Annotated in this window: 24 protein-coding genes; 13 read left to right on the top strand and 11 right to left on the bottom strand. The window is 55.9% G+C overall.

Annotated elements, in window-relative coordinates:
• The first annotated feature begins 495 nt into the window (after positions 1-495).
• Positions 496-1605, top strand: coding sequence for a hypothetical protein (locus QZR14_RS24765; protein ID WP_311997994.1), 1110 nt, complete (start codon positions 496-498; stop codon positions 1603-1605).
• Positions 1606-1608: 3 nt separating this feature from the next.
• Positions 1609-2178 (top strand): LemA family protein, encoded by a 570-nt coding sequence (locus tag QZR14_RS24760; protein ID WP_311997993.1) that lies wholly within the window; start codon positions 1609-1611, stop codon positions 2176-2178.
• Positions 2179-2289: 111 nt separating this feature from the next.
• Here QZR14_RS24760 and QZR14_RS24755 read toward each other — a convergent pair whose 3' ends face one another.
• Positions 2290-2748: a winged helix-turn-helix transcriptional regulator gene (locus QZR14_RS24755; protein WP_311997992.1), complete on the bottom strand. Its 459-nt coding sequence runs from the start codon at positions 2746-2748 to the stop codon at positions 2290-2292.
• A 96-nt stretch (positions 2749-2844) separates the two neighbouring features.
• Between QZR14_RS24755 and QZR14_RS24750 the strand changes: the two genes are divergently transcribed.
• The gene (locus QZR14_RS24750; protein WP_311997991.1) at positions 2845-3786 is read left to right on the top strand and encodes an aromatic alcohol reductase; all 942 of its coding nucleotides are present in this window, start codon (positions 2845-2847) and stop codon (positions 3784-3786) included.
• Positions 3787-3963: 177 nt separating this feature from the next.
• Here QZR14_RS24750 and QZR14_RS24745 read toward each other — a convergent pair whose 3' ends face one another.
• Positions 3964-4323 carry a DUF6124 family protein gene (locus tag QZR14_RS24745; protein WP_038368778.1) on the bottom strand — a complete coding sequence of 120 codons (360 nt, stop codon included), beginning with the start codon at positions 4321-4323 and terminating at the stop codon, positions 3964-3966.
• 652 nt (positions 4324-4975) lie between these two features.
• Between QZR14_RS24745 and QZR14_RS24740 the strand changes: the two genes are divergently transcribed.
• On the top strand, positions 4976-5449 hold the full coding sequence (locus tag QZR14_RS24740; RefSeq protein ID WP_311997990.1) for a hypothetical protein: 474 nt from the start codon (positions 4976-4978) through the stop codon (positions 5447-5449).
• Positions 5450-5619: 170 nt separating this feature from the next.
• Entirely contained in the window at positions 5620-6009 is a 390-nt protein-coding gene (locus tag QZR14_RS24735; protein WP_311997989.1) for a hypothetical protein, read from the top strand.
• A 155-nt stretch (positions 6010-6164) separates the two neighbouring features.
• On the opposite strand, the gene QZR14_RS24730 is transcribed toward QZR14_RS24735, so the two are convergent.
• The 3 genes from QZR14_RS24730 to QZR14_RS24720 all read right to left on the bottom strand — a co-directional run bounded on the left by QZR14_RS24730 (position 6165) and on the right by QZR14_RS24720 (position 11935).
• Complete coding sequence (locus tag QZR14_RS24730) at positions 6165-6524, bottom strand: DUF6124 family protein (RefSeq protein ID WP_311997988.1); 360 nt, start codon at positions 6522-6524, stop codon at positions 6165-6167.
• A gap of 531 nt (positions 6525-7055) precedes the next feature.
• Positions 7056-10955, bottom strand: coding sequence for an esterase/lipase family protein (locus tag QZR14_RS24725; RefSeq protein ID WP_311997987.1), 3900 nt, complete (start codon positions 10953-10955; stop codon positions 7056-7058).
• 548 nt (positions 10956-11503) lie between these two features.
• Positions 11504-11935, bottom strand: a complete 432-nt coding sequence (locus QZR14_RS24720) for a type II secretion system protein N (RefSeq protein ID WP_311997986.1) — start codon at positions 11933-11935, stop codon at positions 11504-11506.
• A 120-nt stretch (positions 11936-12055) separates the two neighbouring features.
• Here QZR14_RS24720 and QZR14_RS28150 point away from each other — a divergent pair, with 120 nt between their 5' ends.
• Positions 12056-12160: a prepilin-type N-terminal cleavage/methylation domain-containing protein gene (locus QZR14_RS28150; RefSeq protein ID WP_442967423.1), complete on the top strand. Its 105-nt coding sequence runs from the start codon at positions 12056-12058 to the stop codon at positions 12158-12160.
• A 222-nt stretch (positions 12161-12382) separates the two neighbouring features.
• On the opposite strand, the gene QZR14_RS24715 is transcribed toward QZR14_RS28150, so the two are convergent.
• Positions 12383-12691, bottom strand: coding sequence for a hypothetical protein (locus QZR14_RS24715; RefSeq protein ID WP_311997985.1), 309 nt, complete (start codon positions 12689-12691; stop codon positions 12383-12385).
• 315 nt (positions 12692-13006) lie between these two features.
• Between QZR14_RS24715 and gspH the strand changes: the two genes are divergently transcribed.
• Positions 13007-13453 (top strand): type II secretion system minor pseudopilin GspH, encoded by a 447-nt coding sequence (gene gspH / locus QZR14_RS24710; protein WP_311997984.1) that lies wholly within the window; start codon positions 13007-13009, stop codon positions 13451-13453.
• Positions 13450-14058, top strand: coding sequence for a prepilin-type N-terminal cleavage/methylation domain-containing protein (locus QZR14_RS24705; RefSeq protein ID WP_311997983.1), 609 nt, complete (start codon positions 13450-13452; stop codon positions 14056-14058). Before gspH ends, QZR14_RS24705 begins: the two co-directional genes overlap by 4 nt.
• 662 nt (positions 14059-14720) lie before the next feature.
• On the opposite strand, the gene QZR14_RS24700 is transcribed toward QZR14_RS24705, so the two are convergent.
• The 3 genes from QZR14_RS24700 to QZR14_RS24690 are packed head-to-tail and all read right to left on the bottom strand — an operon-like array spanning position 14721 to position 16904.
• Entirely contained in the window at positions 14721-15659 is a 939-nt protein-coding gene (locus QZR14_RS24700; protein WP_311997982.1) for a FecR family protein, read from the bottom strand.
• 31 nt (positions 15660-15690) lie between these two features.
• Complete coding sequence (locus QZR14_RS24695) at positions 15691-16242, bottom strand: RNA polymerase sigma factor (protein ID WP_007913935.1); 552 nt, start codon at positions 16240-16242, stop codon at positions 15691-15693.
• The gene (locus QZR14_RS24690; protein WP_311997981.1) at positions 16239-16904 is read right to left on the bottom strand and encodes a secretin and TonB N-terminal domain-containing protein; all 666 of its coding nucleotides are present in this window, start codon (positions 16902-16904) and stop codon (positions 16239-16241) included. The genes QZR14_RS24695 and QZR14_RS24690 overlap by 4 nt, the downstream gene beginning before the upstream one ends.
• Positions 16905-17111: 207 nt before the next feature.
• On the opposite strand from QZR14_RS24690, the gene QZR14_RS24685 reads away from it, so the two are divergent.
• The gene (locus QZR14_RS24685; protein ID WP_311997980.1) at positions 17112-17426 is read left to right on the top strand and encodes a hypothetical protein; all 315 of its coding nucleotides are present in this window, start codon (positions 17112-17114) and stop codon (positions 17424-17426) included.
• Between the two features lie 100 nt (positions 17427-17526).
• On the opposite strand, the gene QZR14_RS24680 is transcribed toward QZR14_RS24685, so the two are convergent.
• A complete protein-coding gene (locus QZR14_RS24680; RefSeq protein ID WP_122599514.1) occupies positions 17527-17967 on the bottom strand; it encodes a carboxymuconolactone decarboxylase family protein in 441 nt (146 codons plus the stop codon).
• Positions 17968-18276: 309 nt separating this feature from the next.
• Between QZR14_RS24680 and pdxR the strand changes: the two genes are divergently transcribed.
• The 4 genes from pdxR (at position 18277) to QZR14_RS24660 (ending at position 21686) form a co-directional block, all read left to right on the top strand.
• Positions 18277-19710: a MocR-like pyridoxine biosynthesis transcription factor PdxR gene (pdxR, locus tag QZR14_RS24675; RefSeq protein ID WP_311997979.1), complete on the top strand. Its 1434-nt coding sequence runs from the start codon at positions 18277-18279 to the stop codon at positions 19708-19710.
• Positions 19711-19833: 123 nt separating this feature from the next.
• Entirely contained in the window at positions 19834-20127 is a 294-nt protein-coding gene (locus tag QZR14_RS24670; RefSeq protein ID WP_311997978.1) for a putative quinol monooxygenase, read from the top strand.
• A 193-nt stretch (positions 20128-20320) separates the two neighbouring features.
• Entirely contained in the window at positions 20321-20725 is a 405-nt protein-coding gene (locus QZR14_RS24665) for a cupin domain-containing protein (RefSeq protein ID WP_311997977.1), read from the top strand.
• Between the two features lie 556 nt (positions 20726-21281).
• Positions 21282-21686, top strand: coding sequence for a hypothetical protein (locus QZR14_RS24660; protein ID WP_311997976.1), 405 nt, complete (start codon positions 21282-21284; stop codon positions 21684-21686).
• 85 nt (positions 21687-21771) lie between these two features.
• Here QZR14_RS24660 and QZR14_RS24655 read toward each other — a convergent pair whose 3' ends face one another.
• Entirely contained in the window at positions 21772-26667 is a 4896-nt protein-coding gene (locus tag QZR14_RS24655; protein WP_311997975.1) for an NAD-glutamate dehydrogenase, read from the bottom strand.
• Positions 26668-26775 lie beyond the last annotated feature (108 nt).

The raw sequence follows: 26775 nt of genomic DNA, 5'->3' as shown, positions 1-26775 counted from the left end.
ACCAAAATCTTCCAGGTCGACGTACCCCACAAGACACCTCGGTCGGCCCCCTCTCCCTCCGGGAGAGGGCTGGGGTGAGGGCCGCTTGTACTCACGCAGCCCCCAGAATCACCAAAACCATAATCGCCAAAATCTTCCAGGTCGACGTACCCCACAAGACACCTCGGTCGGCCCCCTCTCCCTCCGGGAGAGGGCTGGGGTGAGGGCCGCTTCTACTCACGCAGCCCCCAGAATCACCAAAACCATAATCGCCAAAATCTTTCAGGTCGGCGTACCCCACAAGACAACTCGGTCGGCCCCCTCTCCCTCCGGGAGAGGGCTGGGGTGAGGGTAGCTTTTGCCCTTCAGACTGAAACAGGCGAGAAGCCATCACTGCCATGACAATGGTATCGTCCCCTCCTTTTTCAAATTTCTGACAGATTATGAATAGCACCAAATCCTCAATCCGGGCCGTTACTCCCGCACCAGGCATCCCTGAATCAATGGATACCTGACATGGCCAACACATCGCAGAACGCGAGATTTAACGAGTTGCTGGCTGTAAACGAAGCCAGTATTGATAGCGCTGAATCCAAAGCCGACCTATTGAAGGTGATCCACGAGTTCGCCTCGTACGATGGCCCGCTCGAATTTGATCGCACACGCGCATGGTGGTTTTTCGGTACCGGCGTGTTCTTGATTGCGAGCATAGTGGTCTCTCCTGTGTATGCGAACACTTATATCGTCGCTTCTCTTTTTTACCGTCTGCAAATTGACCCCGTCTTGTTCGCCGTGGTCATGGGTGTGCTCGGTATCGTGACAACCGGTGGGAGTCTGCAATGGATGAGTTCCAAAGCTGATCGCTTGCCTTCGCTCAGCCGCAGAATTGCTGAACTGTCATCCTGGTTCCACAACGGATTGATTTTCCTCGAAGAAGACTCGGACTGGACCCTCGACGAGCTGGATGCGCAATTTAGTGATTACAGTCGGGGCAACTACAGCCGCGAGTTGGTCGAATCGATAGAAGGTGTATTTACCGGCACGCTGCGCGAAATCCCTTACAAGTACTACCAGTTGCACTACGTCAACAAACAAACGGTGCAAGTCACGGTAACCGACAAAGACGGAAAAACCAGAAAGGAGACGCGAGTGGTGTATGACCACCACGACCGATACAGTCTGATCATCGACTTTCCATGGGTCACCGGGATATCCGTTAGATCTGATGACCAATCAGAGAACGACTATCCGTGGCCCATGGACACGGCTTCACCGGATTTCAATAAAGCGTTCTGTTTGACCGGTAGCAGCGAGATACTTTGTGCGAAGTTCATCAAACCTGCGACGGTGCTCCACTTACTGAAGCTATTCGGCATCCTCAATCGTCCGAACCTGGAGTTCTCCGACGAGGGCCAACTCTGCCTCAGCTTCGCCAGCAAAGACCTGCTCGCGTTCCGAGCCGAGTATTCGCTGGCATCACCCAACGAGTTTTACGCAGAGATTGATGCAGGTGTCGATCTGCCGCGCCTGATGTCTGTGCTCCAATGGAGCCATGCACTCACTGAGCTACACGATGACAACTTTACCTTGACCGCCACTCCCCCAAAAAAACGCAAAGAGAAGTAAGCCATGGACATTGCACTCATCCTCTCCGCTGTGATCGCCGTCATCATCATCTTAGTGGGCTTGGGCATCTACAACGACATTATCGGGGGACACAACTCAGTACAACGTGCCTGGTCGGACGTCCTCGTTTACGAACGCCAAAAGACCAAGGTGCTCGATCAGCTTCAAAAGGTGCTCGCCGACTTCATGGTCTTTGAGGCCAGCCTCCTCGAAAAAATCACCGGCCTGCGCAGCGCGGTCCACGCCCTGCCTGCTGGAGCGGACGGCCATGCCCTCGCCAAAGTTGAAACCGCCTCGAGAGAGCTGATGGGTGGCTTGCGCATCGCTTTCGAGGCCTACCCTGACCTGAAAGCATCAGAAGCGGCGAACAACATGATGCGTGAAATTGCCGAACAACAAGAGAACGTCGGCGCAGCCATCACCATCTACAACCGCAACGTCGAACTGTTCAACAACACCGTGGAAATGTTCCCCGGCTCGGTCGTCAATGGCCTGTTCAACAAGAAACCGCGAGTTACGCCATTCACCGATACCGAAGCTTCGCAGAGTTTCTCTTACACCCCGAATATCTAACCTGCGTTAAGCAATCAACCATCACCCGTGAGGGTGGTGGTCGATCACCTGCCCCCTTGAATAGATCCGCCGCTGATTTCTCGGGCGCGAACCATTCAATGACACGAGCGTTCAATCAGCCCCTTCTGAATCAACCAGCCCCACCACCGGAATCTGCCACGAAGGCTTTTTCCCACTCTGACTATCAAACGCACGACGCGCCTCGCGAAAATCATCCACGTGCTCCACAACCCAAGTCCAAATCGGCGACATGCGAACCAACAGCTCCATACCCAACGCCGTCAGCTCGTACTCGACATGGGGCGGCACTTGATCCAACTCCCGCCGTATCAGCAGACCATCGCGTTCCAGCGCCCGCAGCGTCTTGGTCAACATGCGCTGAGTCACGCCCGTCATTTGCCGTTTGATCTCGGCATGACGCATCGTGCCGTACACACCCAGGGCATGCAGGATACCCAGTGACCAGCGGCTGCCGGCGTGCGCCAGGACTTCGCGCCGCACGCCATCATCGTCTCGTCTTAGCGTCTGGCAGATCGCTTCTGCCTGGCTAAGGGTTTCCTCATCGGTCATATGTCCCCCTGGTATCACGCGTGTGCCTTCTTCTGAGCGCTGCGCAATCGTGCCAGCATCGCCAAATCATACAGACGACGGATCTCAGGAAACATCATGACCGAAGCGACCCACCCTTCCCCACAATCCATTCTCGTACTTGGCGCCGGCGAACTCGGCCTGCCGGTGCTGCGCAATCTTGCGCGGGTAGCCAAGCGCTCGCCCGGCAGCACCATCAGCGTCCTGCTCAGGGATTCGACCATCAACACAAAAGTCCCTGAGAAAAAACTGGAAATCGATGAACTGCGCAGCCTGGGCATCCAGCTGGTCGCCGCAGACCTGGTTAACGATTCCATCGATCAACTGGCCGAAGTGTTCGCAGCATTCGACACCGTCATAGGCTGCGCAGGCATGGTCGCGGGCCGTGAAACACCGATGAAACTGGCGACAGCCGCGCTCAGGTCCGGCGTGAAGCGCTACTTCCCTTGGCAGTTTGGCGTCGATTTCGAAGTGATTGGCCGGGGCAGCCCGCAGGACTTGTTCGATGCGCAACTCGACGTGCGCGAGTTGCTCCGCGCCCAGGATAAAACCGAATGGGTGATCATCTCGACCGGCATGTTCACCAGTTTTCTGTTCGAGCCGGTCTTTGAGGTCGTCGATTTTGACAACGACATCGTCAACGCCTTGGGCAGTCTGGAAACCAGCGTGACACTCACGACACCGGAGGACATCGGCAAGCTGACAGCGGACATCGTTTTCTTCGAACCGCGCTTTCGCAATGAGATCGTGTACCTGTCTGGCGACACGGTGACGTACGGGCAGGTGGCGAGCCTGCTTGAACGAGTGCTGGGGCGGCCGTTCAAGCGTAATGTCTGGACGGTTCCGTACCTGATGCAGGAACTGGAAAAAGACCCCACTCACCACATCAAAAAATACCGCGCCGTATTTGCCCAAGGCAGAGGCGTGTCGTGGCCGAAAGCGGGGACGTTCAACGAACAGCAGTCGATTCAGGTCACTACGGCTGAACAGTGGGCTCGGGACAACCTGGCAGTCAATTGACGCAAAGAAAGCCCCCCACTCGCAGGTACAGATACGCGTACATCGTCTCCACATTTATCGCGGCTGAAGAGCCAGCGCACTCCCACCTTGAAACACACTTAAAGGTGGGAGCGAGCCTGCTCGCGAAAGCGCCAGAATAGACACCCGATTAATCAGCAGGTAATCCCGGCACCCGCATCACTCCGGCAATTGCAAATTATCCAACGCCCGATTCACCGCCAACTCCCCGAGCATGATCAACTGCGCAATCCCCGCCAGCGCCTGGCGCTGCGATGCCGGCAACAGGCTGGAGACGTTCTGGGCGATGGTTTTGGCCGAAGCGAGTGTTGCACTGGCGTCGACCAGCAGTTCTTCGGTTTTGTTGTCCGCCGTCACGGCGTACATCCCACGGTTTTTACGTGGGGGCGGCGTGGAACCGGGTGGACAGAGGTAATGGTCGAGCGCGCGGTCGGCGGCTTCGTGGAGTTTTTTGGAATCGATGGATTCGTAGGGGGACGTGCAGTTGGATTCGGGCGGGTTGGGCGTTGGTTTGATCATGGTAAAGCTCCTTGATGACTGGAGCCGCCACCGTTCGCGGTCAAACAAACTGGGTGGCAGCTGTACGCGGGTTGACCGACCGGACATCAAGGAATCCGGCACACCCGAAGGTGTCCCACGCACAGCCACCGCGACATGATTTCAGACAATGCCTGAACACGTGCAGAACGCTGACGCGCCTTGATGTTGGGCGGACGGTCAAATCCGATCGCTGATGCGTCAGCGACCGCACCACAATAGAACCCGCCCCCAAGGCGCACAAGCCGGCGGATTCTGGCGTAGCTGTAGGCAAAGGCGCAAGGATGTGTAGCCTGGGAGAGTGTTTGGAGATGTCTTTTTAAACGTTGGTGTTTATCGGAAACGAATCCCGTAACACCTCTCGGAATAGATCCGTCCACATCCCTAGCGAAATACTCAACCTCGCAGCCCATCGAAACCCCGCTCGCCGCAAAACCGTGCTTCTCTGCCGTCTGGCCCTCTACCCTTCTGACGTCCAGCGACTGAGTTACCGGAAGTGGTCAGGATGACTATGCTATTGACTTACCTAGCTGAAAAAATAGTCAGGCAATGCCAATACCGAGGTTGATGCATAGAACGCAAAACACCGATCTGACATCAAATCGACCTGGCAAATAAAGCAACGGAGTGCGAGATGAAAATCATCGCTTTTTTAGCCATTTATCTCGCAGGTGGGGTCGCCCTGTTCCCTTTCCTCGACCTCATGCGTCCCGTAGGTGTGTTTCTCGACCATTTCTATTCACAAATTTTCCTCGGTTCCGGCGCTGATGTAGCAGAACGCCTAAGCCTGAGCTTTATCTACGCAAGCCTGTTTCATATGGTGTGGTCAGCTTTATTTTCTGAACCTGCAAAAAGCTGGGTACCCACGATTAACTTCAGAGACCTTCGCTATCTCGCCTTACGATGTCTGAGTTTTTTTTGCGTCAGCCTGATAAGTCTCGGGCTGGTTGGAATAACCAGCCAAAAAGTGCCCCGTACGGACTTTCATCAATATTTCACTTTTTTGGTGATCTGCATGCTTCTGGGTCTTTGGGCGTGGTCGCTCAAGGATTTTTTGGTGGCAGCCATTCATTGCACCGGAAGAAGAATCACAGGAACGACTAAATAAAAGCAGGCAATAACCCAGGTTACTTTCACTAGGCTCGGCGCTAGGCCGAAAGCAGCAACAAGGGAGGCAGCACGTCCCGAAGGGCTGGCACCAAGAATCACCATCCTCCGCAACCTCATACCGAGGATCCGGAGTTTTTGTCGAGCTAAAATCGGCTATAGGAACTGTAATTGAAGGCCTCGACCCTCGTATTTTTCGCACTTTATTGCACGGGTATCAGCGCAGCGTTTACCGATGACTCACAGGCGCCAAACGACAATCGCGGGCCAGCAGGCATCGTCGCCGGTGAGCGTTTGGCCGCGGCCAGATCCAAGCTAGTCAAACAAGGCTGGAAGCCGACGCGGATGCATACCAACGACGGCTATGAGTACAGTGGCGTGGAGAAGGAGCTGGCTGCAAGCAAGTTCTTCGAACTGAATACCTGCTCGTTTGATAGCTCGCGCTGCATCTTGTACTACGCGAAGAAAGGAACTTGCCTACGCGTCGATACCATCGGTGAGCAATTCAATGACATGACCGTAACGCGATGGACCCGCGAATGTCCTGAAGCGCCTCAATAATCCCCGAAGACGGTACGTTAAAATCAACTGCTCCCGCAGGTTTCAGCGTCGTACACAACATCTGCAATCAGCACAAAACCCTGTGGGAGCGAGCCTGCTCGCGAAGGCGCCAGAATGAACACCCGATCAATCACCAGGTGATCCCGACACCCGCATCACTCCGGCAATTGCAAATTATCCAACGCCCGATTCACCGCCAGCTCCCCGAGCATGATCAACTGCGCAATCCCCGCCAGCGCATGGCGCTGCGATGCCGGCAACAGGCTGGAGACGTTCTGGGCGATGGTTTTGGCCGAAGCGAGTGTTGCACTGGCATCGACCAGCAGTTCTTCGGTTTTATTGTCCGCCGTCACGGCGTACATCCCACGGTTTTTACGTGGGGGCGGCGTGGAACCGGGCGGACAGAGGTAATGGTCGAGCGCGCGGTCGGCGGCTTCGTGGAGTTTTTTGGAATCGATGGATTCGTAGGGGGAAACCGAGGCGGCTTCGGGCGGGTTGGGTGTTGGTTTGATCATGGGTGAATCTCCAAATCATAGAAAAGGAGCCATCATCTTTCGCTACCAAACGAAGGGGTGGTGGCCATACGAAGGTTGGTAGACCGGTGACTTGGAGAACCGGCGCGCCCGAAGACGCCCTGCGCATGGCCACCATAAATACACAGCCCCAAAAAGGCCTGTATCGGGTGACGCTTTGCGCCAAGTCTAAGCCGGGCTACCAAACCCGATCGCTGATTCGTCAGCGACCGGACCACAATAGAATCCGACCCAAAAGCGCACAAGCCGGCGGATTCTGGCGTAGCTGTAGGCAAAGGCGCAAGGATGTGTAGCCTGGGAGAGTGTTTGGAGATGTCTTTTTAAACATTAGCGTGACCGGTTCTGGCCGAAAGATGCAGCGCTGACAGTCTGCTTTCGGCCAGAAGCGGACATCCGCAAGCGGCCTGTTGATGTTGATAAACTACTGCCTCCGGCCAAGTGCAGAGGCAGTCACTTGGCATAATCGAATTAGCAAGTGACTCGATCGTCTGCATGTGTCAAGTTTTAGTGAATCTAAAAACCTGCTCCAAAACCTTGCTCCTCATCGCGCATTGATTCAGAAGATATTTGAAGTTCAATGCGAGCCAACAACTCTTTGACAAAAAGCCTTACTAAAATGCTTTCGTGTTCAAGTAGCGGACTTAATGCAGACCTGTCGGACTCAAGATAGGGCACGAGAGATCCCGACCAACCGCGAGTTCCAAAATTTGCAGCTAACTCATTGGTTACATGATGATCGCCTCCGAATTTCTCAAGCAACGTAACAAATAATTCAGTCGGTTGTTTAACATCGCCAATTACCTCAAAAATACTCAAACAGCGAGCTACAAATCTAGGGCCGACATCTGGAAACTCTTCACACCAGTTCACAATTTTTTCAATAGGGATTACCGAAAGCACACTTGGCATGTTGCGTACCATGCTAGTTTCTCGATCCAATATTTGCTGCAGCCAATATTTTTCCATTCCCTTTGATTGAACGATTGCATTGCCAAAGATAGGCCACAGATCTCCAAAGTACTCTTTCATAATTTCCAACATCAACGGCTTAATGCAACTCCAGATATCCCCGTGATGAAATCCATACTTGCAGGATGCAATTATTTGATGTGCAAGCAAGATCGCAAACTCTAGATCCCGCTCCTTCAACAACTTTCCTGCAAGATCACGCCAATGATGAAGATCTGTAGATGCCCCATATTGATCTTTGTGTAATTGAACGCCAGTCACGAGAGCTTTTAACTCGTTCCGCAGCTCTTCAGTTCGTCCTTCGCTACCAAAACAGTACATATATATAATATTAAGCGCTGTCCAGCTGGCACGGCCCTCTAGCGCAGCAAGTTTTAGGCAAAAGCGCGCCATTACAGCTGGCTCGATGCTTTCAGTGACTCTACCGAAGCTTAATAAATTAGCGTCGTCTGGTGCTAGGCAACTATTTTGTATAAGAAGCAGTAACGAGTCTAGATGTTCTTTCTTAATATCTCCTGTTCGTAGAATAGAAACATAGTGAGGGACTAGCTTTTGATCCCCTAACAAGCGATCTATATATACTTGCCATAATAATGGTGAGCGCTCAAACAATGCACGATACATCCCCACAACTAGCTGAGGATTAGCTTGCTCGATAGATGCAAGGCGACTCAATACCCCATCTAAGAGGAACTCGACATTTTCTGACACTAGGGCAAGTTGGTAGCCGAACGCAAAGGATTGCCGTTGCTCACCAATCAACAACAAATCTATGTAGCCCAAGAGCTTTCCAGCGTCATTGGATAATTCTACCGCTAAAGCCTTGGCATTTTCCGCTGCAACATCAATGTAGTGATCATCATCTCCTTTACGGTGTTCCCAAGGAGGATTAACAACTAATATAGTAAGCTTTTCCTGAATTTCTGCTGTCGCAGGACTCATCAGTTCCAACCAACTTTTGAGCGCATTTTTGGCATTCTGCGTCATTCCGGTTGAGTCGTACTCAAATGTATTTTTAATGCTATCTAAAGCCTCTGGCCAATAACGACCGTGGTTAGACACAACTTGCCGAATGGCTTTGTCAAGCATGTCAATTCGGGCGTGCGAAATAAAGCCCCTGATTGAGTATCCTATAATCGACATGGCTTTTTTGGTTTGAAACTCACCTCTAGGTAATAATGCAAGTATTAGATCAAAGGCTTCCTGCCAGAACTCGAAAATCTCTTGCCAGGTTTCTGCTCTCCACTCTTCGAGCGGAGCTTGAGTCCCTTGGTATTCCGCACCCACCGTTCGGGAGCCTCCATAGAGACTTATTGCCTGCTCCAAAGCACTAAGAACAATTAAATCTATTTCTAATTGTTGCACCTCAATCGCCCGCTTTAATACCTTAAAGCGGATGTAAGGCCTCGCTTGTGTCCCAGATAAATTGACTCTGTATAGCTGTGAAAATAGTCCTGTCGAATTGTTGCTCCAGTTTTCATTTTCAGCAGATGCAAGTAGCAGCATGCACCAAGATGATCTTTCGAATATAGTTTCATGGAAACATAATTTTTCCAACGCCCATACGAGATTTCTGCGTGCCTCACCTTTTATAGCTAAGAGATCCTCATGGCTGAGATTAGTAAGAATTCGATAAAGAGCGTCGGAAGTTGACTCGGGATTCACCTCAACAAATGCGCGAAAGAGTTTCGAACCCCGCTCTGTAAGCAACTCCTCCGCTTTGACAAAAGGGCTTTGGCCACCAAATAGTCGGTCTGAAAATCTTTGAACGCTTTCTTGATTATCGAGATACGATGCCTGAGTACAGAAACTCTGCATCAGAGAGTCGGGTACAGTGTCAATAAGTAGTTTTTGTCGCTCATACGAAGTGTTCTCCCACCACTCCGAAGCTAAAGTCAATGCCAGAGGCTTGGGGATAACCCTGGCGTACCGTCCTGCTCTATTTACTATTTGTCGTGTCGTAAACACGGCTATCACACGGTCGAAGACCATGAGATTGTGTCCTGCGACATTTTCAGCGATAAATTTTGCCTCTTCTCTCGCGGCCCCGTCACCAGTACCGAATACATCAAACAAGGAGCATGCGGAAAGCACTTCTTTCTCTGCATCGTTTAGACCTCTGTCACCTTCGATTAATTTTCTTACGACAGATCTTTTTTCAATTGAACCTAATAATCGACCTTGCTTTTGGTACTGTTCAGCAATAAGCGTTGCCATTAGCGGGTAGCCCTGAGCGAATCGAGCAACGCGTTCAACATCTCCTGCATTCAAGCCGATCAATATGGGAGAAAGAATTTGTATAATCGCTTCATCTTTTAGAGGACAAAGAATTATGTGTATGGAGTCATCAACCTCCTCATTTGCATACCCAACAGTAATGACTCTAAGGGAGCACTCGGCCGAATTGACTTCTTTAGCTAAATGATTGTGCAGATCAACGTTACAATTTTCGACTATCACGACGCCATCTGCTCGATCTTCAACCATCGATCGGACAGTTTCTTTTATTGTGGTGTCGTAACCAGGAGCGTCGAAAATGAGCATGGATGAACTGTCTATCGACTCATCAGAGTCGATAGCCTCAAGTAAAATACGCGTTTTACCTAGGCCAGAAGCTCCAGTTAGCCTGATCGCTGTCCCGTGCAAACTTAGCGCAGATTTTAATGATGCGAGATCTTTTTCCCTGTTCTCGTCACTCGCGTAGTGGTAACTATGATTCCTTTCAAGTCGTTTCCATGACTCAATATCGCGCGAAGCTGGATTTTTATACCTGGCAACCGAGTTTTTTTTTAAAATAAATTTTTTAAAAACAAGATATGAGGAGGAGTTCGTGCTTTCCGGCTTTACAATTGAACGATGATCCACGTGATTGATGGTTTCAACTGCGTGCCCTCTAAAAATACTTTTCGAACTAGATGAGGATACAATGTCGTCGTTTGCCGAGATAATACTTATTATATCTAACCTATTGTTTAAATCACTGTGCACCCACTGGTCATTTAAGTCATCCAACTCACTTGAGTCACGAGCAAGACTCTTTAGGTGACGATTTCTAAAGCTTATATACTTCCCAACATTTGCAAAGCCTGAGCCATCGTGTGGCACGTCAAAAAAGCAAATTTTAGAGATTTTGTGAAGGGCTTGTTTATTATGTAGTATTAAGAGGATTTTCTTTACAACAACCCCTCCTAGACTATGGCCCGCCAAAATTATCTCGTCGCTCTCAATGTCGCAGCGAGCTTTAATATCCGTCAGGACTCCATTTGCAATATTTAATATGCTAGGTGCTCGATCCCATATTTTCCATAGAGGTGGAGATTCATATCCGCAGGAAACAACATCAAAATCGATTTCCATATCGGCATCTAAAAAGTTTGGGAACTCTCCCCAAGTACGATCCGCCGTGCCACCTAACCCGTGGATTAATATAATTTTTTTTGCCATTGTAAATCCATTTATAGGTGTTATTGACTGGCCAACCTATGGTTTTAGGTCCAGTTTGATCGTTCAAAGATAGACGGTAAATCTTAAGTCATAAAGCCGATTCTACAGGGATCATCGCTACGAATGGCCACGTTATGGTAGGCATCCAAGACGGCATCCAAGGCCTCAGACAGGTCAATTTCTGCCCTGATCCGGCATGTCCCCTCAAATAGGAGCAAATAACCCTAAAAAATTCATGAAGATGGGAATCAAAATTTAGGGCATTTGATCATCGTCTACCTTGACGGTTTTCTTAGCTACGTCTGAACGCCCGTTCACGCCGTCAGCAGGCTCGTCTGGCCGAATTGGGGCTTGGTGCGAACGTCCGCTATTGGCCGCGAGCGGTTGCTTGCGTATGTCCGCTTTTGGCCGATAGCAGGCATTCATAACGACCTACTTCTGGTCGAAGGCAACAACAAATACTCTGCTTCTCAGTCCATTTTTTTGCTGAGACAGTTGAACTGCCCCCCCAACCAAACGACCAAAATAAATGAGCTCAACTCCCCAAATCACGGCCTCACCAACCTCGGCAACACCACCCCCTCCGCCAACTTCTCCACCCCCAACCGCACCCTCTCCCCACCCTGCTCAATCACCACCCCATCCCCCTCCACCGCCACCAACCTCACCCCAGGCCCAACCTTCTCCCCCTGCAAAAAACTCCTCGGCGGCCCATCGTTCAGACTCAGTATCGCCACCGCCCCCCGACTCCCCGCCATCACCCCGCTCACCTTAATATCCATCGGCGCCGTTTGATTGGAAAACCACTGCAACGCCGGGCTATCACTTCTTGCCGCCAGCAATTGCGGGGCCGCTGCCGGGGTGTGTGATTCGGCGGAGGTCAGCAGCAGCGACGACCACGTCGCCACGCCGACCAGTGCTGCGAGCAGCGCGAGGGCCTGGACCATTTGGGGTGGGGAAAAGCGTGCGGTGAAGGTCATGGGTTGAATCTCCTTTTTATCCCTGCTGTCAGCCTACGCGGCAATTCTCTCCGTTTTATTTCACACGCCTCACAGGTTGGCCGTGCACGATGGCGCAGGACGCAAAGGAGCGCGCGCGCGATGAACAGGCAACAGGGTTTTACGCTGATCGAGTTGATGGTGGTGCTGGTGTTCTTCGCCGGGGCCGGGTTGAGACGCGGAGCAATGAGCGTTCGATGGCCCTGATTGCGGAGTCCGCATGGCCGAGTTATGCGGTTGTTGCGCTTTGAACAGGTTACTGGCGCGGCGAGGAATGGGCGGTTGCTTAAGGTTGGCGTGCAGGTGTTTGACCGTAGTCAGGAGGCGCTACCGTTGGCCACGCTCGAGACCCTGCTGAGCCGCCCATAAAGCTCCTGAGCCTGGCCCTCATATTTAGAAGAGGGTCAGGCCAGGCGCCATTTTTTAAGCTTACTGGTTTGAAACCACAGTGAAGGTCCGAGGCTGGGACACTTCTCCACCAGCGGACTTGGCTGTAATGCTGTGCAAACCCACGCTCAAATTAGTCAAGGAAAAGGTCCAGTTCCCCGTTGGATCAACAGCGGCTGCACCTTTGACGATCGCGCCGTCAAACACTTCAACTTGCTGCGCTGGTTGCGCGTTACCGGCAAGTGTCACGCTGGTCTCGGTGGTTTTAGCGCCATTCGCAATTTCAACGCCGTTGGCTCCTTTGACCGAAGTGATAGTGGGTGCAATTGCATTAGGTTGGGATGTCGACATGGTGAAAACTCCGATAGTGAGATAAATGGAACGGAGTAATTCAACGCTGAAAAACGCGAATGCACACCTGTCAGATCTGACAGGTAGCAGTGCTTTTTCGACGAGCGGTCGTCATCACTCAGGGTCGGTCAGCGCGGCGAGCAGTGCGAGGGCCTGGATCATTTGGGGTGGGGAAACGCGTGCGGTGAAGGTCATGGGTTGAATCTCCTTTTTATCCCTGCTGTCAGCCTACGCGGCAATTCTCTCCGTTTTATTTCACACGCCTTACATGTTGGCCGTGCACGATGGCGCAGGACGCAAAGGAGCGCGCGCGTGATGAACAGGCAACAGGGTTTTACGCTGATCGAGTTGATGGTGGTGCTGGTGATCATCGGCATCGCCAGTGCGGCGATCAGCCTGAGTATCAAGCCCGATCCGTTGCAGTTGCTGCGCAAGGATGCCGAGCGTGTGGCGCAGTTGCTGCAGGTCGCGCAGGCGGAGGCGCGGGCGGATGGCCGGCCGATTGTGTGGGTGAGTGATGCCAAGGGGTTTCGGTTTAGTCGGCGCAGTGACAGTGGCAAGGGGGTTGATCATTTCGCGCAGGATCCGCAGTTGCGGCCGCGTGCCTGGCAGAGTCCGAAGATGGAGGTGCGGGTGGAGCCGAAACAGAAGGTTGTGCTGAACGCTGAGTGGATTAATCCGCCGCTTCAACTGACGTTGTCGGATGGCTTGAATCGGTTGAGTGTGCTGCGTGATGGCAGTGGAAGGATCAGCCTGCAATGAAGCGCCAGCAAGGGTTTACGTTGATTGAGGTGATGGTCGCGATTTTGTTGATGGCGGTGGTGAGTCTGATTGCCTGGCGGGGGCTGGACAGTGTCACGCGGGCGGACAGTCATTTGCAGGCGAGCAGCGAGCAGAGTGACGGTTTGTTGCGGGCGCTGAATCAGTTGCAGCGGGATGTGGAGATGCGGGCGGGGATTGAGTTGACCGAGCCGAAGAAGGTTGGCGTGGATGATGAGCCGCCGAGCGCCCCGCCCGCTCTGACCGTGCGTAGTAGCGACAGTAAGGGTTTTCGTCTGGACATCATTCGCACGGCGGCGGATCAGCCGGGGGCTTTGCAGCGGGTGCGGTGGTGGGTCAAGGGCGGCACGTTGTATCGGGCGGTGGCTGAGGCGCGGAGTCGGTATCCGTTGCCGGCGCCTGGGAATGGGGTGGCGGTGTTGCAGGATGTCAGTGATGTGCAGGTGCGGGTTTGGGAGGTGGATAAGGGGTGGCGGCAGTTGAGCGGGAATCGGCGGGAGGATCCGTTGGGGTTGGAGATTCGGTTGAGTCGGGGGACGGTGCAGGGGGTGGAGAAGTATCGGCAGGTGATTGGGCCGTTGGAGTGATACTGGCTGCAATGTGAATATCCGTGTAGGAGCTGCCGAAGGCTGCGATCTTTTGACTTTGAAGATCAAAAGATCGCAGCCTCCGGCAGCTCCTACATTGGGATTGGGTGCAGTCAGTTGGGGTTGGTTGGCTGGCAGGCCGTCATCGCTGGCAAGCCAGCTCCCACAGGAATTGGGTGAAGTCAGTCAGGGGTTGGTTGTCTGGTTGGTCGCCATCGCTGGCAAGCCAGCTCCCACAAAGATTGAGTGCAGCCGGTAGATATTGGTTCGCGGGCAGGCCAGCTCCCAAAATTTCGACTCGCGAGCACAGCATGCGGCGAAGCCGCCCCACTCAATGGCCGAGTGTCAGCTCGCCGAAAGCTCTTGATCTTGATCCACGGGCGACGTCGGAAGGCTGAGTGGAGGGATTCATCCGGGGGTGGGAGCGCAGCGACCGTTTGGCGCAGCCAAATGCATCGAGAGGAGGTGCAGCGAAGCAAACCGTAGGCGATGCGCCCGGATGGATCCCGGAGCGAAGGAACCCCGAGCCTCAGCGAGCGGGCCGCACGCAGGAGCAAGCCTTTTGGGTTACCTTTTCGGCGTTTGGAAAAGGTGACCCGCCGTAAGGGCGGAACCCTAAGCCGCCGTTACCGCAGCAACGGATATGTACCCAATCAAACCCACTAGCTCAAAACAACGACACCACCCGGCAGCTCAGTGCATTTGACGCCATAAGCATCGCGAATCAGCAGCGCAACGCCAGCAAGTTGATCAAGGCTGAAGCGCGCCTGCACCCGCCGCTGCCCAAGCTCACGATTAAGCAACAGCAACATCCCCGGCCGATACCGGTTGATCTCATCAATCATCTGGCTCAGCGTAGCGCCGTTAAACACCAGCACCTGCTGACGCCAATTCATCACCGCCGCCGTGTCGACACTCTGCACACTGCCAACCTGCCGCGCGTCGTAGGTCACCTGCTGCCCCGGCTCAAGACGCAAGCTACGCCCCTCAACATCCACTTCAACCGCCCCATCAAGGCAAGTCACGCAAACTTGCTGATCAGTGTTACGCAAGTTGAAACGCCCCTGACTGGCCCGCAACCACCCTCCCCCAGCCTGCATCGCCAGCGGCAACCGTGCCGTCTGCACCTCAACTTCACCACTGACCAGCTCAAAACCCTGCACACCGTCAGACACTGCACGCTGGTTGATCCGCGTCTGCGTGTTCAGCTCCAGGCTCACACCCTGCGCCGGTTCGAAACGACGCTGCTGACCGACCTCAGTGATGTAGTCAGCGCCCAGCCCTTCAAAACCACCAGGAATCGTCCCGCGCACCAGCAAAAACGCCGCCGATGCGGCAATCGCCCCACCGAGAAAGGCACGGCGACCGAAACGCCGTGGCGCCTGCATTTGCTCCACGGCCGGTTGCAGTTGCTGCCACAACCGCTTGGCATCTTCGAATGCGCGCGCATGTTCGGCACTCTGCGCGCACCATTCGCGCAATGCGCGGGCGTCGGCCACGGTGGCGCGGCCGGAGGTCAGCAGGACCAGCCAGTCGCGGGCTTCGCTGTGCAGATGGTCGGCCGCCGATGGCTCGGCAGGTGTCAGTCGAAAGATGTTCAAACGCGCAGATTCTCAACGAATTGATCGGACACTATTCAGAAGACGGTTTTCCGGCCCCGCGACCGAACCGCTGAAACACTTTTCTTTCCAGTTTCGCGGCGCAAAAGCCCAATGCGGCTTTGATTTCCTTCTCGACCATGCGCGTGGAAATGCCGAAGCGCTGCGAGATTTCCAGATGCGGCGCTTCTTCCAGGCGCGCCGCGATGAAGATCTTCCGGCGCCGTGCGGGCAGCTCGTACAACGCACTGAGCAGCGACTGGATTTCCTTTTGCCCACCCACCACCCGCGCCGGGTCGAGGGCTTCGTCGCCGATTTGCAGCAGCTCTTCGACTTCCTCGCCGGTGAGCAGGCGCGCATCGGCCTGGCGGCGGTCGGCGGCGATGTTCAGGGCCATGCGATAGAGGTAGGCATTGGGCCGCAGCACGTTCGGCGGCGTCTCCATGCGGTCGACCCGCAGGTAGGTTTCGTGCAGCACGTCGTTGGCCAGATCTTCCGAACCGAGACGCCTGCGCAGGCGCACCCGAAAGTCCTCGTAGGACGTCAGGAACAGTTGGACCATCGAACCTTGTCCGGTGTCTTTCATCCCCCGGAAACTCCTTCCCATTTGGTGCATTCCATGCGTTTCCCTGACGACTCCGGTAACAACAGCAACGTGACCGGCTGACGCAAGGCGCTGGGCGTCGGCCGGTCGATCCTGAGATTGCGAAAGCTCTCCACCAGCGCGTTGTCGCGCCGTACATCACCGGTCGAAGTGACCAACCGGTTGTGCTGCACCACGCCATCGCGGCCGACCCAGACCTGCAACACCGCGCGATAACTGCCGGGACGGGTCAGCGGCGAGCGGCACAGGTTGCGCTCGATGGCCGCTTGCACCGCCGTGGCGTAACTGCGATTGACCGCGACGCTTTCCGGCGTCTGTTTTTGTGGCGGCGCCGGCACGTCTTCGACCTGCGCCACTTGCAAGGTAAACGCATCGTCCCGGGCATAACGTGCCATCAAACCACTGCCGCCGAGCAATCGACGCAGGGCATCGGCGGCGGTGTATTCACCGTCCACCGCCAGCGAGCGACGACCGCGACTCAACTGGCTGTCGACCAGCACCGCAACGCCAGTGGCGTGGCTGTACTGGTCCAGCGCGTGCGCCAGATCCTGTGCCGGAATGTGCAGCGTCATGCGCAAGTCCGTCGGCACCGCATCGGCCATGGCGTGGCCCGCCGCACAGCCAAGCAGCCACCCCAGACACATCCGGCGTACAAGCCTCGTTGAACGCTGAAAACCGTCCGTGGAATTGCCTCGCTGCACGGCTGACGAATCCTTGGAAATCGTCATCCTGAGGGCTGTTTATGAATCTGGTGTGACGGGCGGTGCAAAAAAACCATCACGGGAATTGCGCAAGGCTTGCACTAGACTCAAGCCATAGCGCGGCCCTTCCGGGCCGGCCAGGAGGCGAGCATGAATACACTGTGGCGATTCAGCCTTGGCGGGCTGTTGTTGATGGCGCTGTCGGGCGCTTATGCCGAGGAACCCTTGGGCTGTGTCGAGGTGACAGTCGGCGGTTACAAGGCGCCGAATTACGACTGTTTGAGCCAGCAGATGGGCAACAACCCGGAAGGCGCGGCGGCGGCGGAGAAGAATAAAGAAGCGCTGAATGTGCCGGTGAACAAACGGGCGCCAAATCAGGTTGGCCTCGCGACGCCGGCCGCGACCAGCACGCGGATGGGCAACACCTTCGGCACCTCGGTGAAACCGCAACGTCCGGCGAATTAAGGCAACGTCAAAATCAAAAGATCGCAGCCTTCGGCAGCTCCTACATGGGATTTTGATCGTTTCCCTGTAGGAGCTGCCGAAGGCTGCGATCTTTTGATCTTCAATCGCTTGGGGTTTGGCGAAAGCTCACCGCAAGGCGATTCCAGCTGTTGATGGTGGTCACGGCCATGGTCAGGTCGACCAGTTCGCCTTCGCTGAATTGCTCGCGCGCTTGCTCATAAACGTCATCAGGCACACGGCTCTCCGCTAAAAGCGTCACCGCCTCCGCCCAGGCCAGCGCCGCACGTTCGCGCGGGTTGAAGAAGTTGCTGTCGCGCCACACCGCAATCGCATACAAACGTCGGTCACTCTCCCCGGCCCGTCGCGCGTCCACCGAGTGCATGTCGGTGCAGAATGCGCAGCCATTGAGCTGTGAGGCACGGATGCGGATCAGTTGCAGCAGCGGCTGCTCGATACTGAGGTTGGCGGTCAGCGCCTCCATGGCAATCATCGCTTTCATCGCTTTGGGCGAAGCGTTGTAGTAATCCAGGCGCGGGGACATGGGCAGGTCTCGGTAGACGGAATAATGACTTCACCGTAAACCCCGACAGCGATGCATTACAGCCCCAATTCCACGAAAAGCCGCTACACCACTGAATCCCCGCCAAACACCAATCCCCCTGTAGGAGCTGCCGAAGGCTGCGATCTTTTGATCTTGCTTTTCAAAAGACAACATCAAAAGATCGCAGCCTTCGGCAGCTCCTACAGGGATTGGGGCCAATTTCCGGTTTTTCGGGTAGGCAACTATTGCCAATCAAACAACAGCGGTAATCTGGCGGGCACGCCAAATAGCCTCGGGAGCCTCATCGGTATGGAACTTCACGTCGTGATCAACGGCCGCAAGGATCTTGCCGGTCAGTTGTATCAGCAGCTGCGCGGGGCCATCGAATCCGGGCGTCTGGCCGCTGGCACACAGTTGCCACCCAGCCGCCTGCTCGCCGAGCAACTGGGCATCTCGCGCAAGACCATTTCCGACACCTACGCGCAACTGACTTACGAAAACTTCCTCACCGGGGTGATCGGCAAAGGCACCTACGTCAACGCACGCCCGGCGCAGGTCCAGCGCAAGCAAAGCCACAGCGAATTGGCCGGCGCCGAGGTGATCGAGAGCTGGCGCAATCTGCCGGTGTTTCTGCGTCACCCGACGCTGGAAGGTTCGCTGCGCTACGACTTTATCGGCGGCGCCACCAGCAAGGGTCAGTTCCCGCAGGATGACTGGCGCCGCTGCGTCTCCCACGCGTTGCGGCAGATGACGCAGTCCAAGGGTTTCTACAGCCTGCCCGAGGGCTTGCCGGCGCTGCGCAATGCGATTGCCCGGCACATCGCTTTTTCCCGGGGGATCAACTGTCAGGACGAAGACATCGTGGTGTGCAACGGCGCGCAACAGGCGCTGGATTTGATCACCCGCGTGCTGATCAGCCCCGGCAGCCGGGTGGCGATGGAAGATCCCGGTTATCCGCCGGCACGCTTGCTGTTCGCCACCCATGGCGCCGAGGTGGTGGGAATTCCGGTAGATGCCGAGGGCATCCAGGTTGAACACATTCCTGATGGCACGCGGCTCATCTATGTCACGCCGTCGCACCAGTTCCCGCTGGGCATGCCGATGAGCCACGCACGCCGCGAAGCCTTGCTGGCCCGCGCCTATGAGCTGGGCGCGATCATCATCGAGGACGACTATGACAGCGAATTTCGCTACGAGGGCCGGCCGACCGATTCGCTGTTCAACCTCGACCAGCGCGGCATCGTCGCCTACGTCGGCACCTTCTCAAAAACCCTGCTGCCGGAGCTGCGCCTGGGTTATGCGATTCTGCCGCCGGCGATTCTCGAAGCGGTGATCCGCGCCAAGCAACTCACCGACCTGCACGCCTCAACCCTGCCGCAATGGGCGCTGGCCAAGTTCATCGCCGAGGGCTGCCTGCTCAAGCATATCCGCCGCTGCCACACCATTTACGCGCAGCGCCGCGAACGCATTCTGGCGCGCATGGCCGACGATCTTTCGCCGTGGCTGCAAGCGGTGCCACCAAGTGCCGGGTTCCACATGACGGTGTTCTGCAAGGTGCCGATCGACCTGCCGCTGGTGATCGAACTGGCGAAAAAGGTCGAAGTCGGCCTGTATGCGATCAACGGTTTCTATTACCAGCAAACGCCGAAAAACGGGCTGTACTTCGGCTTTGGCGCCATCGAAACCCTCGACATTGATATCGCCTTGGATCGGCTGCGCGACATTCTGCAACAAGTTGCCTGAATGATTGGTCTGGGCGATTAACCGCCGATTGGTTATTGGTGATCGACAGGTGCAGGCCTATTCTGCACAGGCGTTATCCCTCAATGAGCAGGATTCGTCCGGCCTGATTCAGGAGTGTGAGCAATGTCCAACGAAGTGATCAATACGGTCCAGGTGCAGGCTGCGGCCGGCCGCTCGGATGAACTGGGCAAGCAACTGCAGAAGATCGTCGAAACCCTGCGCGAAACGCCGGGCTGCGATTCCTACCTGGTCGACCGCTGCCCCGAGGACGGCCACCGCTGGACGGTCAGTGCCCGCTGGCATTCGGAAGCGGCGATGCAGGCGCATTTCAACCGGCCCGAGGCGCAGGGGTTTATTGACTTGATCGATAGTCGGTTGGCCAATAGCGTCGACTTCAACAGTTTCCCCATCGTTTAGAAGCAAGACCAAAAGATCGCAGCCTTCGGCAGCTCCTACAGAGATCGGTGTAGGAGCTGCCGAAGGCTGCGATCTTTTGGTTTTGGGAATACCCGAATTGGTCACCTGATCTTCCCGAATATTGGCCGTTTGAATGCTTAGCCTTGCGGACTACTGTGATGTCCAACACCCCGATCATCACAGGTAACCCGCCATGAAAGCCCTGCCCTGCTTCGCCGCCGCCCTCGCCCTGAGCTTTTGCACCTCAGCCGCCTTCGCCCACGATCCGTCAGAAAAAGTCACCGTCCTGCAAGAGCAGATGCTGAAAAACGCCCCCGGCAAAAAAGCCATGATGATCGAAGTCGACTACAAACCCGGCCAGTCCTCCATCGCTCACAAACATGACGGTACGGCGATGGCATACGTGCTCGAAGGTGAAGTGATTTCCCAGGTCAAAGGTGAACAAGCGATCACCTACAAGAAGGGCCAGTTCTGGTACGAACCGGCCGGGTCCGAGCATCTGGTGTCGAAAAATGCCAGCCAGAGCAAACCGGCGAAGTTGCTGGTGTTCATGGTGCTGGCCCCGGATGAACAAGTGTTGATCCCGCTGAAAAACTGATGGCTGTTTAAACAGCCATAAACAAAAGGGCTCAAATTGCGGATTTGGGCCTTTTTATTTCCCGAAGCAATTAACCGGACCGGGTTACAGCAAATGAACCTGATCAACTGCTGTTGGCTCAGCAAACACCAGCGGACAACGTGTCGATGCTGGAGAGTAAACAAGGTCAGAAGTTGTATTGATACAACGGGCGTCATCGCGAGCAGGCTTACCCCTACAGGGGGGCGCGTTCCAACGGTAGGCGTGAGCCTGATCGCAATGGCGGCACAAAAGCCCCCCCACACTCGACATATCCCCACATGTAATCCTTTTGGACTTCATCATCACGCCCAATTAATGTTCATCCGCGAATGCAAACAGGCATTCGCACTTATTCAACCATCGCCAAGGATCGGACGATAATATTATGAGCAACAACCAGGAAAACTCCTTCATTGCAAAAATAACCTGCAACGACGCGCAGATTACGTTCTTCGACCAACATCCTGCGGCTGAAGAACTCAGTGGATCGGGCAATCTATTGACGACCCCCCATGCCTACTCCAGATTGCAATTCATGGCGCGATATCAAAACAACGGCGCGCCCATCCCCGATGTCGTGGCTTACTTCCGTTGCTACGGCGACTATTACAACATTCAGATCCGCAGCAGCCTGTATTTCGGCCACTTTTTCAGCAAGAACAATGTCCGCATCCTCGGCGCATTCCCGCCAGCCGGTGGCAACACAACTTCATTCAATCTTCTGAACAACGAACACAAAATCATTACCCTCAACAACCTGCAAGACAATCAGGCAACTGTCTATCTGAAGGCTCGAAATGCAGGCGTCATCAATCGACAATTGCGCGAAGACCCACACGTCTACACGTATGGCGATGCACCGGGCGAGTCGGTGACGTTCAAGCTGGACATTCTCGAGCGTAATGTCGATTACCCGACTTCGAGCGTGCCATACGCTTAAGCGCGAACAGCTCAATCAACAAACCGCTTGCAAGAAAAAAGCCCCGGCATCTCACGACACCGGGGCTTTTTCATTCAGCCACTACTTACGCCAATTCAAGCTCGGCATTCGCAGCGACTGCAGGCACGACCGCTTGCCCGCTCAACGCCAGATCCAGCAGCTCACGGTTGGCCACCGCATACATGGCGTAGTCCGTGCCGCTCGCCGCACGGATTTCCACCAGCATGGCGCGCCAGCGCGAGATCATGCTTTCGTGCTGTTCCATCCACAGCGCCAGGCGTGCTTCCACGTCCTGAGTGCCGTCGCCCTGTTGCAGGACGGAGATGGTGATCGCACGTTGCTGCCAGTCGACGTCATCACGGAACGCTTCACGGGCCAGGGCTTGCCAGTTGTTTTCAACCGGCAGTGCGCTGATCTGTTGCAGGTACCAGGTGATATCCAGCGCACTGCCCACGGCGAAGTAGGCCTTGGCCACTTCGGCAGGGTTCTGGCCAGTCACGTCGGAAGCTTCGATGATCGGCAGCAGCGTGTACAGGTGCGAGGTGCCCGCCACCATACGCGCCAGCAATTCCGGCACACCGGCTTCGACGTACGCCTGATAACGCGCCTGCCAGTTTTCACGGATTTCGCCGCTCAGCAGTTCGTCGAGTTTCAGACCCAGCTCTTTCAGGTGCGGACCGAAGTGCGCGACGTCACGGGCAGCGTTCTGCTCGTTGCGACGGGCACGCAGGAACCAGCGCGTGGCACGGCGACCCAGACGCATCAGCTCGTCCATCAGCTCCAGCTGCACATCAGCGGAAACCTGATAGTCCAGCGCTTCGATCTGACGGAACCAGTGCGGGAGGTGGAAGATGTCACGCACGATCACGTAAGCGCCAGCGACGTTCGCCGGGCTCATGCCGGTCGACTCTTTGAGTCGTTGCACGAAGGTGATGCCCATGTGGTTGACCAGGTCGTTGGCGATCTGGGTGCTGACGATCTCGCGCTTCAGACGGTGACGACGCATGGCTTCGGAGAACTTGCTGACCAGGGTCGGCGGGAACGCCGTTTCCATGTCGCGGGTCAGGTAATCGTCGTCCGGCACCAAGGAGCCCAACAGCTGCTCTTTGAGGTCGATTTTGCTGTAGGAGATCAGCACCGACAGCTCAGGACGGGTCAGACCGTGGCCTTCAGCAATACGCTCGGCCAGTTGCTCTTCGGTCGGCAGGAACTCGATGGCACGGTCCAGCTTGCCACGGCCTTCCAGGTCGCTCATCAGACGTTTGTACTCAGCGATGCGCTCGTAAGCACGGCGCGCCGCCAGGGACAGGGCCTGAGTCTGCTTGTAGTTGTTGCCCAGCACCAGATTGCCGACTTCGTCGGTCATGCTCGCCAGCAACTGGTTGCGTTGCTTGTCGGTCATGTCACCGGCCTGAACCACTTCGTTCAGCAGGATCTTGATGTTCACTTCGTGGTCGGAGCAGTCCACGCCACCGGCGTTGTCGATGAAGTCGGTGTTGGAACCGCCGCCATTCAGGCCGAATTCCACACGACCCAGTTGGGTCATGCCGAGATTACCGCCCTCGCCCACGACTTTGCAGCGCAGTTCGTTGCCGTTCACGCGCAGTGCATCGTTGGCCTTGTCGCCGACATCGGCGTGGCTTTCAGTGCTGGCCTTGACGTAAGTACCGATACCGCCGTTCCACAGCAGATCCACCGGTGCCTTGAGCAAGGCGTTCAGCAGTTCGGTCGGGGTCAGCTTGTCAGCCTTGATGTCGAAGCGTTCCTGCATCTGCGGGGAGATCGCGATACTCTTCGCGCTGCGCGAGAAGATACCGCCACCTTCGGACATGATGCTGGTGTCGTAGTCGGTCCAGGCCGAACGCGGCAGGTCGAACATGCGCTGACGCTCGACGAAGCTGGTCGCCGGGTTCGGGTTCGGGTCGATGAAGATGTGCATGTGGTTGAAGGCCGCGACCAGTTGCAGCTTGTCAGACATCAACAAGCCGTTACCGAACACGTCACCGGCCATGTCGCCGACGCCCACTACGGTGATGCTGTCTTCCTGAACATTGATGCCGCGCTCGCGGAAGTGACGTTGTACGCCAACCCACGCGCCTTTGGCGGTAATGCCCATTTTCTTGTGGTCGTAACCGGCCGAACCACCGGACGCAAACGCGTCACCCAGCCAGAAGCCGTAGTCGATGGCGATGCCGTTGGCGATGTCGGAGAAGGTTGCAGTGCCCTTGTCCGCTGCCACTACCAGGTACGGGTCATCGTCGTCATGCCGCACGACGTTGGCCGGCGGAACCAGCGCGCCGTCCTTCAGGTTGTCGGTGATGTCCAACAGGCCCGAGATGAAGATGCGGTAGCAGGCGATGCCCTCGGCCGCGATCTCGTCACGGCTGCCGCCCAGTGGCAGACGACGCGGCAGGAAGCCGCCCTTCGCGCCCACCGGCACGATGACCGAGTTCTTCACTTGCTGGGCTTTTACCAGGCCGAGGACTTCGGTACGGAAGTCTTCTTCACGGTCGGACCAGCGCAGACCACCACGGGCAACGTTACCGAAGCGCAGGTGTACGCCTTCAACCCGTGGCGAGTAAACGAAGATTTCAAACTTCGGCACTGGCTTCGGCAGTTCAGGGATCGCGTGCGGGTTGAACTTGAAGCTGAAGTACGACTTGTTCTGGCCGTTGGCGTCAGTCTGATAGAAGTTGGTACGCAGGGTGGCTTTGATCAGGTCGAGGTAACGACGCAGGATGCGGTCTTCGTTGAGCACCTGAACATCGTCCAGTGCAGTCAGAATCGCTTGCTCCAGACGCTGCTGCTTGTCTTCCAGATCGTCGTCGCTGAGTTTGCGTGCCAGATAGAAGCGGGTCTTGAACAACCGGGTCAGTTCGCGAGCGATGTCGGTGTGGTTGTTCAGGGTGCTGGCGATGTAACCCAGATCGAAGCCCAGACGAATCTGCTTCAGATAACGCGCGTAAGCACGCAGCAGCGCCACGTCGCGCCATGGCAGGCCGGCGGTCAGGACCAGACGGTTGAACGCATCGTTCTCGGCTTCGCCACGAACGATGTGGACGAAAGCGTCCTGCAGGGTGTCGTTGAGTTGCTGGATGTCGAGATCCAGGCCTTCAGCGGCAGTGAACGCGAAGTCGTGAATCCAGAACTCGCGGCCATTGGTGTGACGCAGACGGTACGGGAACTCACCCAGAACGCGCAGGCCGAGGTTTTCCAGAATCGGCAGCACGTCGGACAGCGCCAGCGGGGTGTCGGCGTGGTACAGCTTGCAATGCAGCTCGCGCTGGCCGGAGACCTGGCCCAGCGGCTGATAGAAGCTCATCACCAGCGGATTTTTTTCGTTGAGGCTCAGCAGGTGCTGCATATCGACCACGGCCGAATGCGCAGCGAAACGCTCGCGGTAGCCGGCCGGGAAGCCTTTCGGGAAGTCGGCCAGCACGTTGGTGCCGTGGGCTTCGCCGAAGCTTTCGACGGTCAGTGCGGCGTAATCGTCCTGCCAGCTGCGGCAGGCTTGCACGACTTCTTTTTCCAGCAGAACCGGGTCGATGTCGATGCGGTTCTTCGGATCGACACGCAGAATCAACTGCACGCGGGCCAACACGGACTCGGAGAAGAAGGTCCAGAATTCGCAGTCGGAGGCCTTCAGGCGCTCCATCAGCACTTGCTGGATCTTCTGGCGAACTTCGGTGGAATAGATGTCGCGCGGCACGTAGGCCAGGCAGTAGCAGAAGCGACCGTACGGGTCTTTGCGCAGGAATACGCGGATCTTGTTGCGTTCCTGGATCTGCACGATCGACATCACGGTGGTGAACAGTTCGTCGACCGGGGTCTGGAACAGGTCATCACGCGGCAATACTTCGAGAACCTGCGCCAGTTCCTTGCCCAGGTGAGCCTTGGACTGGAAGCCGGAGCGACGCTCGATTTCTTCGACCTTGCGGCGGATGAACGGAATGACCCGCACGCTCTCGCCATACACCGACGAGGTGTACAGGCCCATGAAACGGTGTTCCTTGATGACTTTGCCGTCGGCGTCGATTTCACGGATCGACACGTAGTCCGGGTAGGCCGGACGGTGTACACGACTCGGGTGCGCAGCCTTGGCGAACGACAGCAGGGTCGGTTCGCGCAGGTAGGCAACGGCGTAGTCTTCGATGCGCAGGTCTTCGTAGGTCAGGCCGGTGCGCAGCAGTTTGGTCAGGCCGAGGAAGGAGTTCTGGTCGTATTCGATGTGGCCGCCGTCGGCCTGATCGGTGACCACGAATTCTTCGTAGCCGAGGAAGGTGAAGTGGTTACCCACCAGCCATTCGAGGAAGCTTTTGATTTCGTTCTTTTCATCGGCATCGATGGCAAACGCGCTGTTGTCGAGCTTGGCGAGGATTTCCTGCACCTTGTCTTTCATTGGCTCAAAATCGGCGACCGCAACGCGGACTTCACCGAGAACCTGTTCCAGCTCTTTGCTCAGCACATTCAGTTCGGCCGCGTTGGCGCAGCGGTCGATTTCCAGGTACATCAGCGACTCATGCAGCACGCCTTCGCCGGTGCTGCCCTTCGGCAGGATTTCCAGCAGTTCGCCCTTGCTGCCACGACGCACGCTGAGCACGGTGGTCTGCAGGGTGTGGATGCTGTAGCCGCGACGATTCAGCTCGGTGCGGACCGAGTCGACCAGAAATGGCAGGTCGTGGTGCAGCACTTCGACCGCGGTGTGGGTCGACTGCCAGCCATGACGCTCGTAATCAGGGTTGTAAACGCGCACTTGCGGTTGCGCGTGATCGAAGCGCTCAAGCAGGCGCCACGCGGAAAGAGTACAGCCAGCGAGGTCGGAGAGGCGACGTTGAGTCAGCTCGTCCAGGGAAATGATGCCGAAGAATTGTTCAGCGAACAGCGCCACTTGTGGCAGTGCCTGTTCACTGATGTGCTGCGCCAGTGCCGCTTGCAGTTGGTGCTGGAAGTCGGCTTTGCTGGCTGCGGTGAAGAACGCCATCTGTGGTACTCCGCTTAAGCTTGTTATTGATGGAAAGCGTCGCGTGCAACACCCCTTTCGGGGCCTGTGTCGCCCTGTTCCTGATTCTCGGGCAGAGGAAACAGGGTG

Origin of the sequence: Pseudomonas sp. rhizo66 (genome assembly GCF_031931925.1) — a bacterium.
GTDB lineage: Bacteria > Pseudomonadota > Gammaproteobacteria > Pseudomonadales > Pseudomonadaceae > Aquipseudomonas.
Note: the sequence above shows the minus strand (reverse complement) of the source record. Positions and strands in the feature narration are given on the sequence as shown.

What these genes read in the sequence shown, in the direction of transcription:
- QZR14_RS24655 (WP_311997975.1), bottom strand. Translation starts at nt 26,667, where the DNA reads ATGGCGTTCTTCACCGCAGCCAGCAAAGCCGACTTCCAGCACCAACTG.
- QZR14_RS24730 (WP_311997988.1), bottom strand. Translation starts at nt 6,524, where the DNA reads ATGATCAAACCAACACCCAACCCGCCCGAAGCCGCCTCGGTTTCCCCC.
- QZR14_RS24720 (WP_311997986.1), bottom strand. Translation starts at nt 11,935, where the DNA reads ATGACCTTCACCGCACGCTTTTCCCCACCCCAAATGGTCCAGGCCCTC.
- QZR14_RS24740 (WP_311997990.1), top strand. Translation starts at nt 4,976, where the DNA reads ATGAAAATCATCGCTTTTTTAGCCATTTATCTCGCAGGTGGGGTCGCC.
- QZR14_RS24665 (WP_311997977.1), top strand. Translation starts at nt 20,321, where the DNA reads ATGAAAGCCCTGCCCTGCTTCGCCGCCGCCCTCGCCCTGAGCTTTTGC.
- QZR14_RS24745 (WP_038368778.1), bottom strand. Translation starts at nt 4,323, where the DNA reads ATGATCAAACCAACGCCCAACCCGCCCGAATCCAACTGCACGTCCCCC.
- QZR14_RS24755 (WP_311997992.1), bottom strand. Translation starts at nt 2,748, where the DNA reads ATGACCGATGAGGAAACCCTTAGCCAGGCAGAAGCGATCTGCCAGACG.
- QZR14_RS24695 (WP_007913935.1), bottom strand. Translation starts at nt 16,242, where the DNA reads ATGAAAGACACCGGACAAGGTTCGATGGTCCAACTGTTCCTGACGTCC.
- QZR14_RS24670 (WP_311997978.1), top strand. Translation starts at nt 19,834, where the DNA reads ATGTCCAACGAAGTGATCAATACGGTCCAGGTGCAGGCTGCGGCCGGC.
- QZR14_RS24685 (WP_311997980.1), top strand. Translation starts at nt 17,112, where the DNA reads ATGAATACACTGTGGCGATTCAGCCTTGGCGGGCTGTTGTTGATGGCG.
- QZR14_RS24680 (WP_122599514.1), bottom strand. Translation starts at nt 17,967, where the DNA reads ATGTCCCCGCGCCTGGATTACTACAACGCTTCGCCCAAAGCGATGAAA.
- QZR14_RS24760 (WP_311997993.1), top strand. Translation starts at nt 1,609, where the DNA reads ATGGACATTGCACTCATCCTCTCCGCTGTGATCGCCGTCATCATCATC.
- QZR14_RS24765 (WP_311997994.1), top strand. Translation starts at nt 496, where the DNA reads ATGGCCAACACATCGCAGAACGCGAGATTTAACGAGTTGCTGGCTGTA.
- gspH (WP_311997984.1), top strand. Translation starts at nt 13,007, where the DNA reads ATGAACAGGCAACAGGGTTTTACGCTGATCGAGTTGATGGTGGTGCTG.
- QZR14_RS24660 (WP_311997976.1), top strand. Translation starts at nt 21,282, where the DNA reads ATGGCGCGATATCAAAACAACGGCGCGCCCATCCCCGATGTCGTGGCT.
- QZR14_RS24750 (WP_311997991.1), top strand. Translation starts at nt 2,845, where the DNA reads ATGACCGAAGCGACCCACCCTTCCCCACAATCCATTCTCGTACTTGGC.
- QZR14_RS24705 (WP_311997983.1), top strand. Translation starts at nt 13,450, where the DNA reads ATGAAGCGCCAGCAAGGGTTTACGTTGATTGAGGTGATGGTCGCGATT.
- QZR14_RS24715 (WP_311997985.1), bottom strand. Translation starts at nt 12,691, where the DNA reads ATGTCGACATCCCAACCTAATGCAATTGCACCCACTATCACTTCGGTC.
- pdxR (WP_311997979.1), top strand. Translation starts at nt 18,277, where the DNA reads ATGGAACTTCACGTCGTGATCAACGGCCGCAAGGATCTTGCCGGTCAG.
- QZR14_RS24690 (WP_311997981.1), bottom strand. Translation starts at nt 16,904, where the DNA reads ATGTGTCTGGGGTGGCTGCTTGGCTGTGCGGCGGGCCACGCCATGGCC.
- QZR14_RS28150 (WP_442967423.1), top strand. Translation starts at nt 12,056, where the DNA reads ATGAACAGGCAACAGGGTTTTACGCTGATCGAGTTGATGGTGGTGCTG.
- QZR14_RS24725 (WP_311997987.1), bottom strand. Translation starts at nt 10,955, where the DNA reads ATGGCAAAAAAAATTATATTAATCCACGGGTTAGGTGGCACGGCGGAT.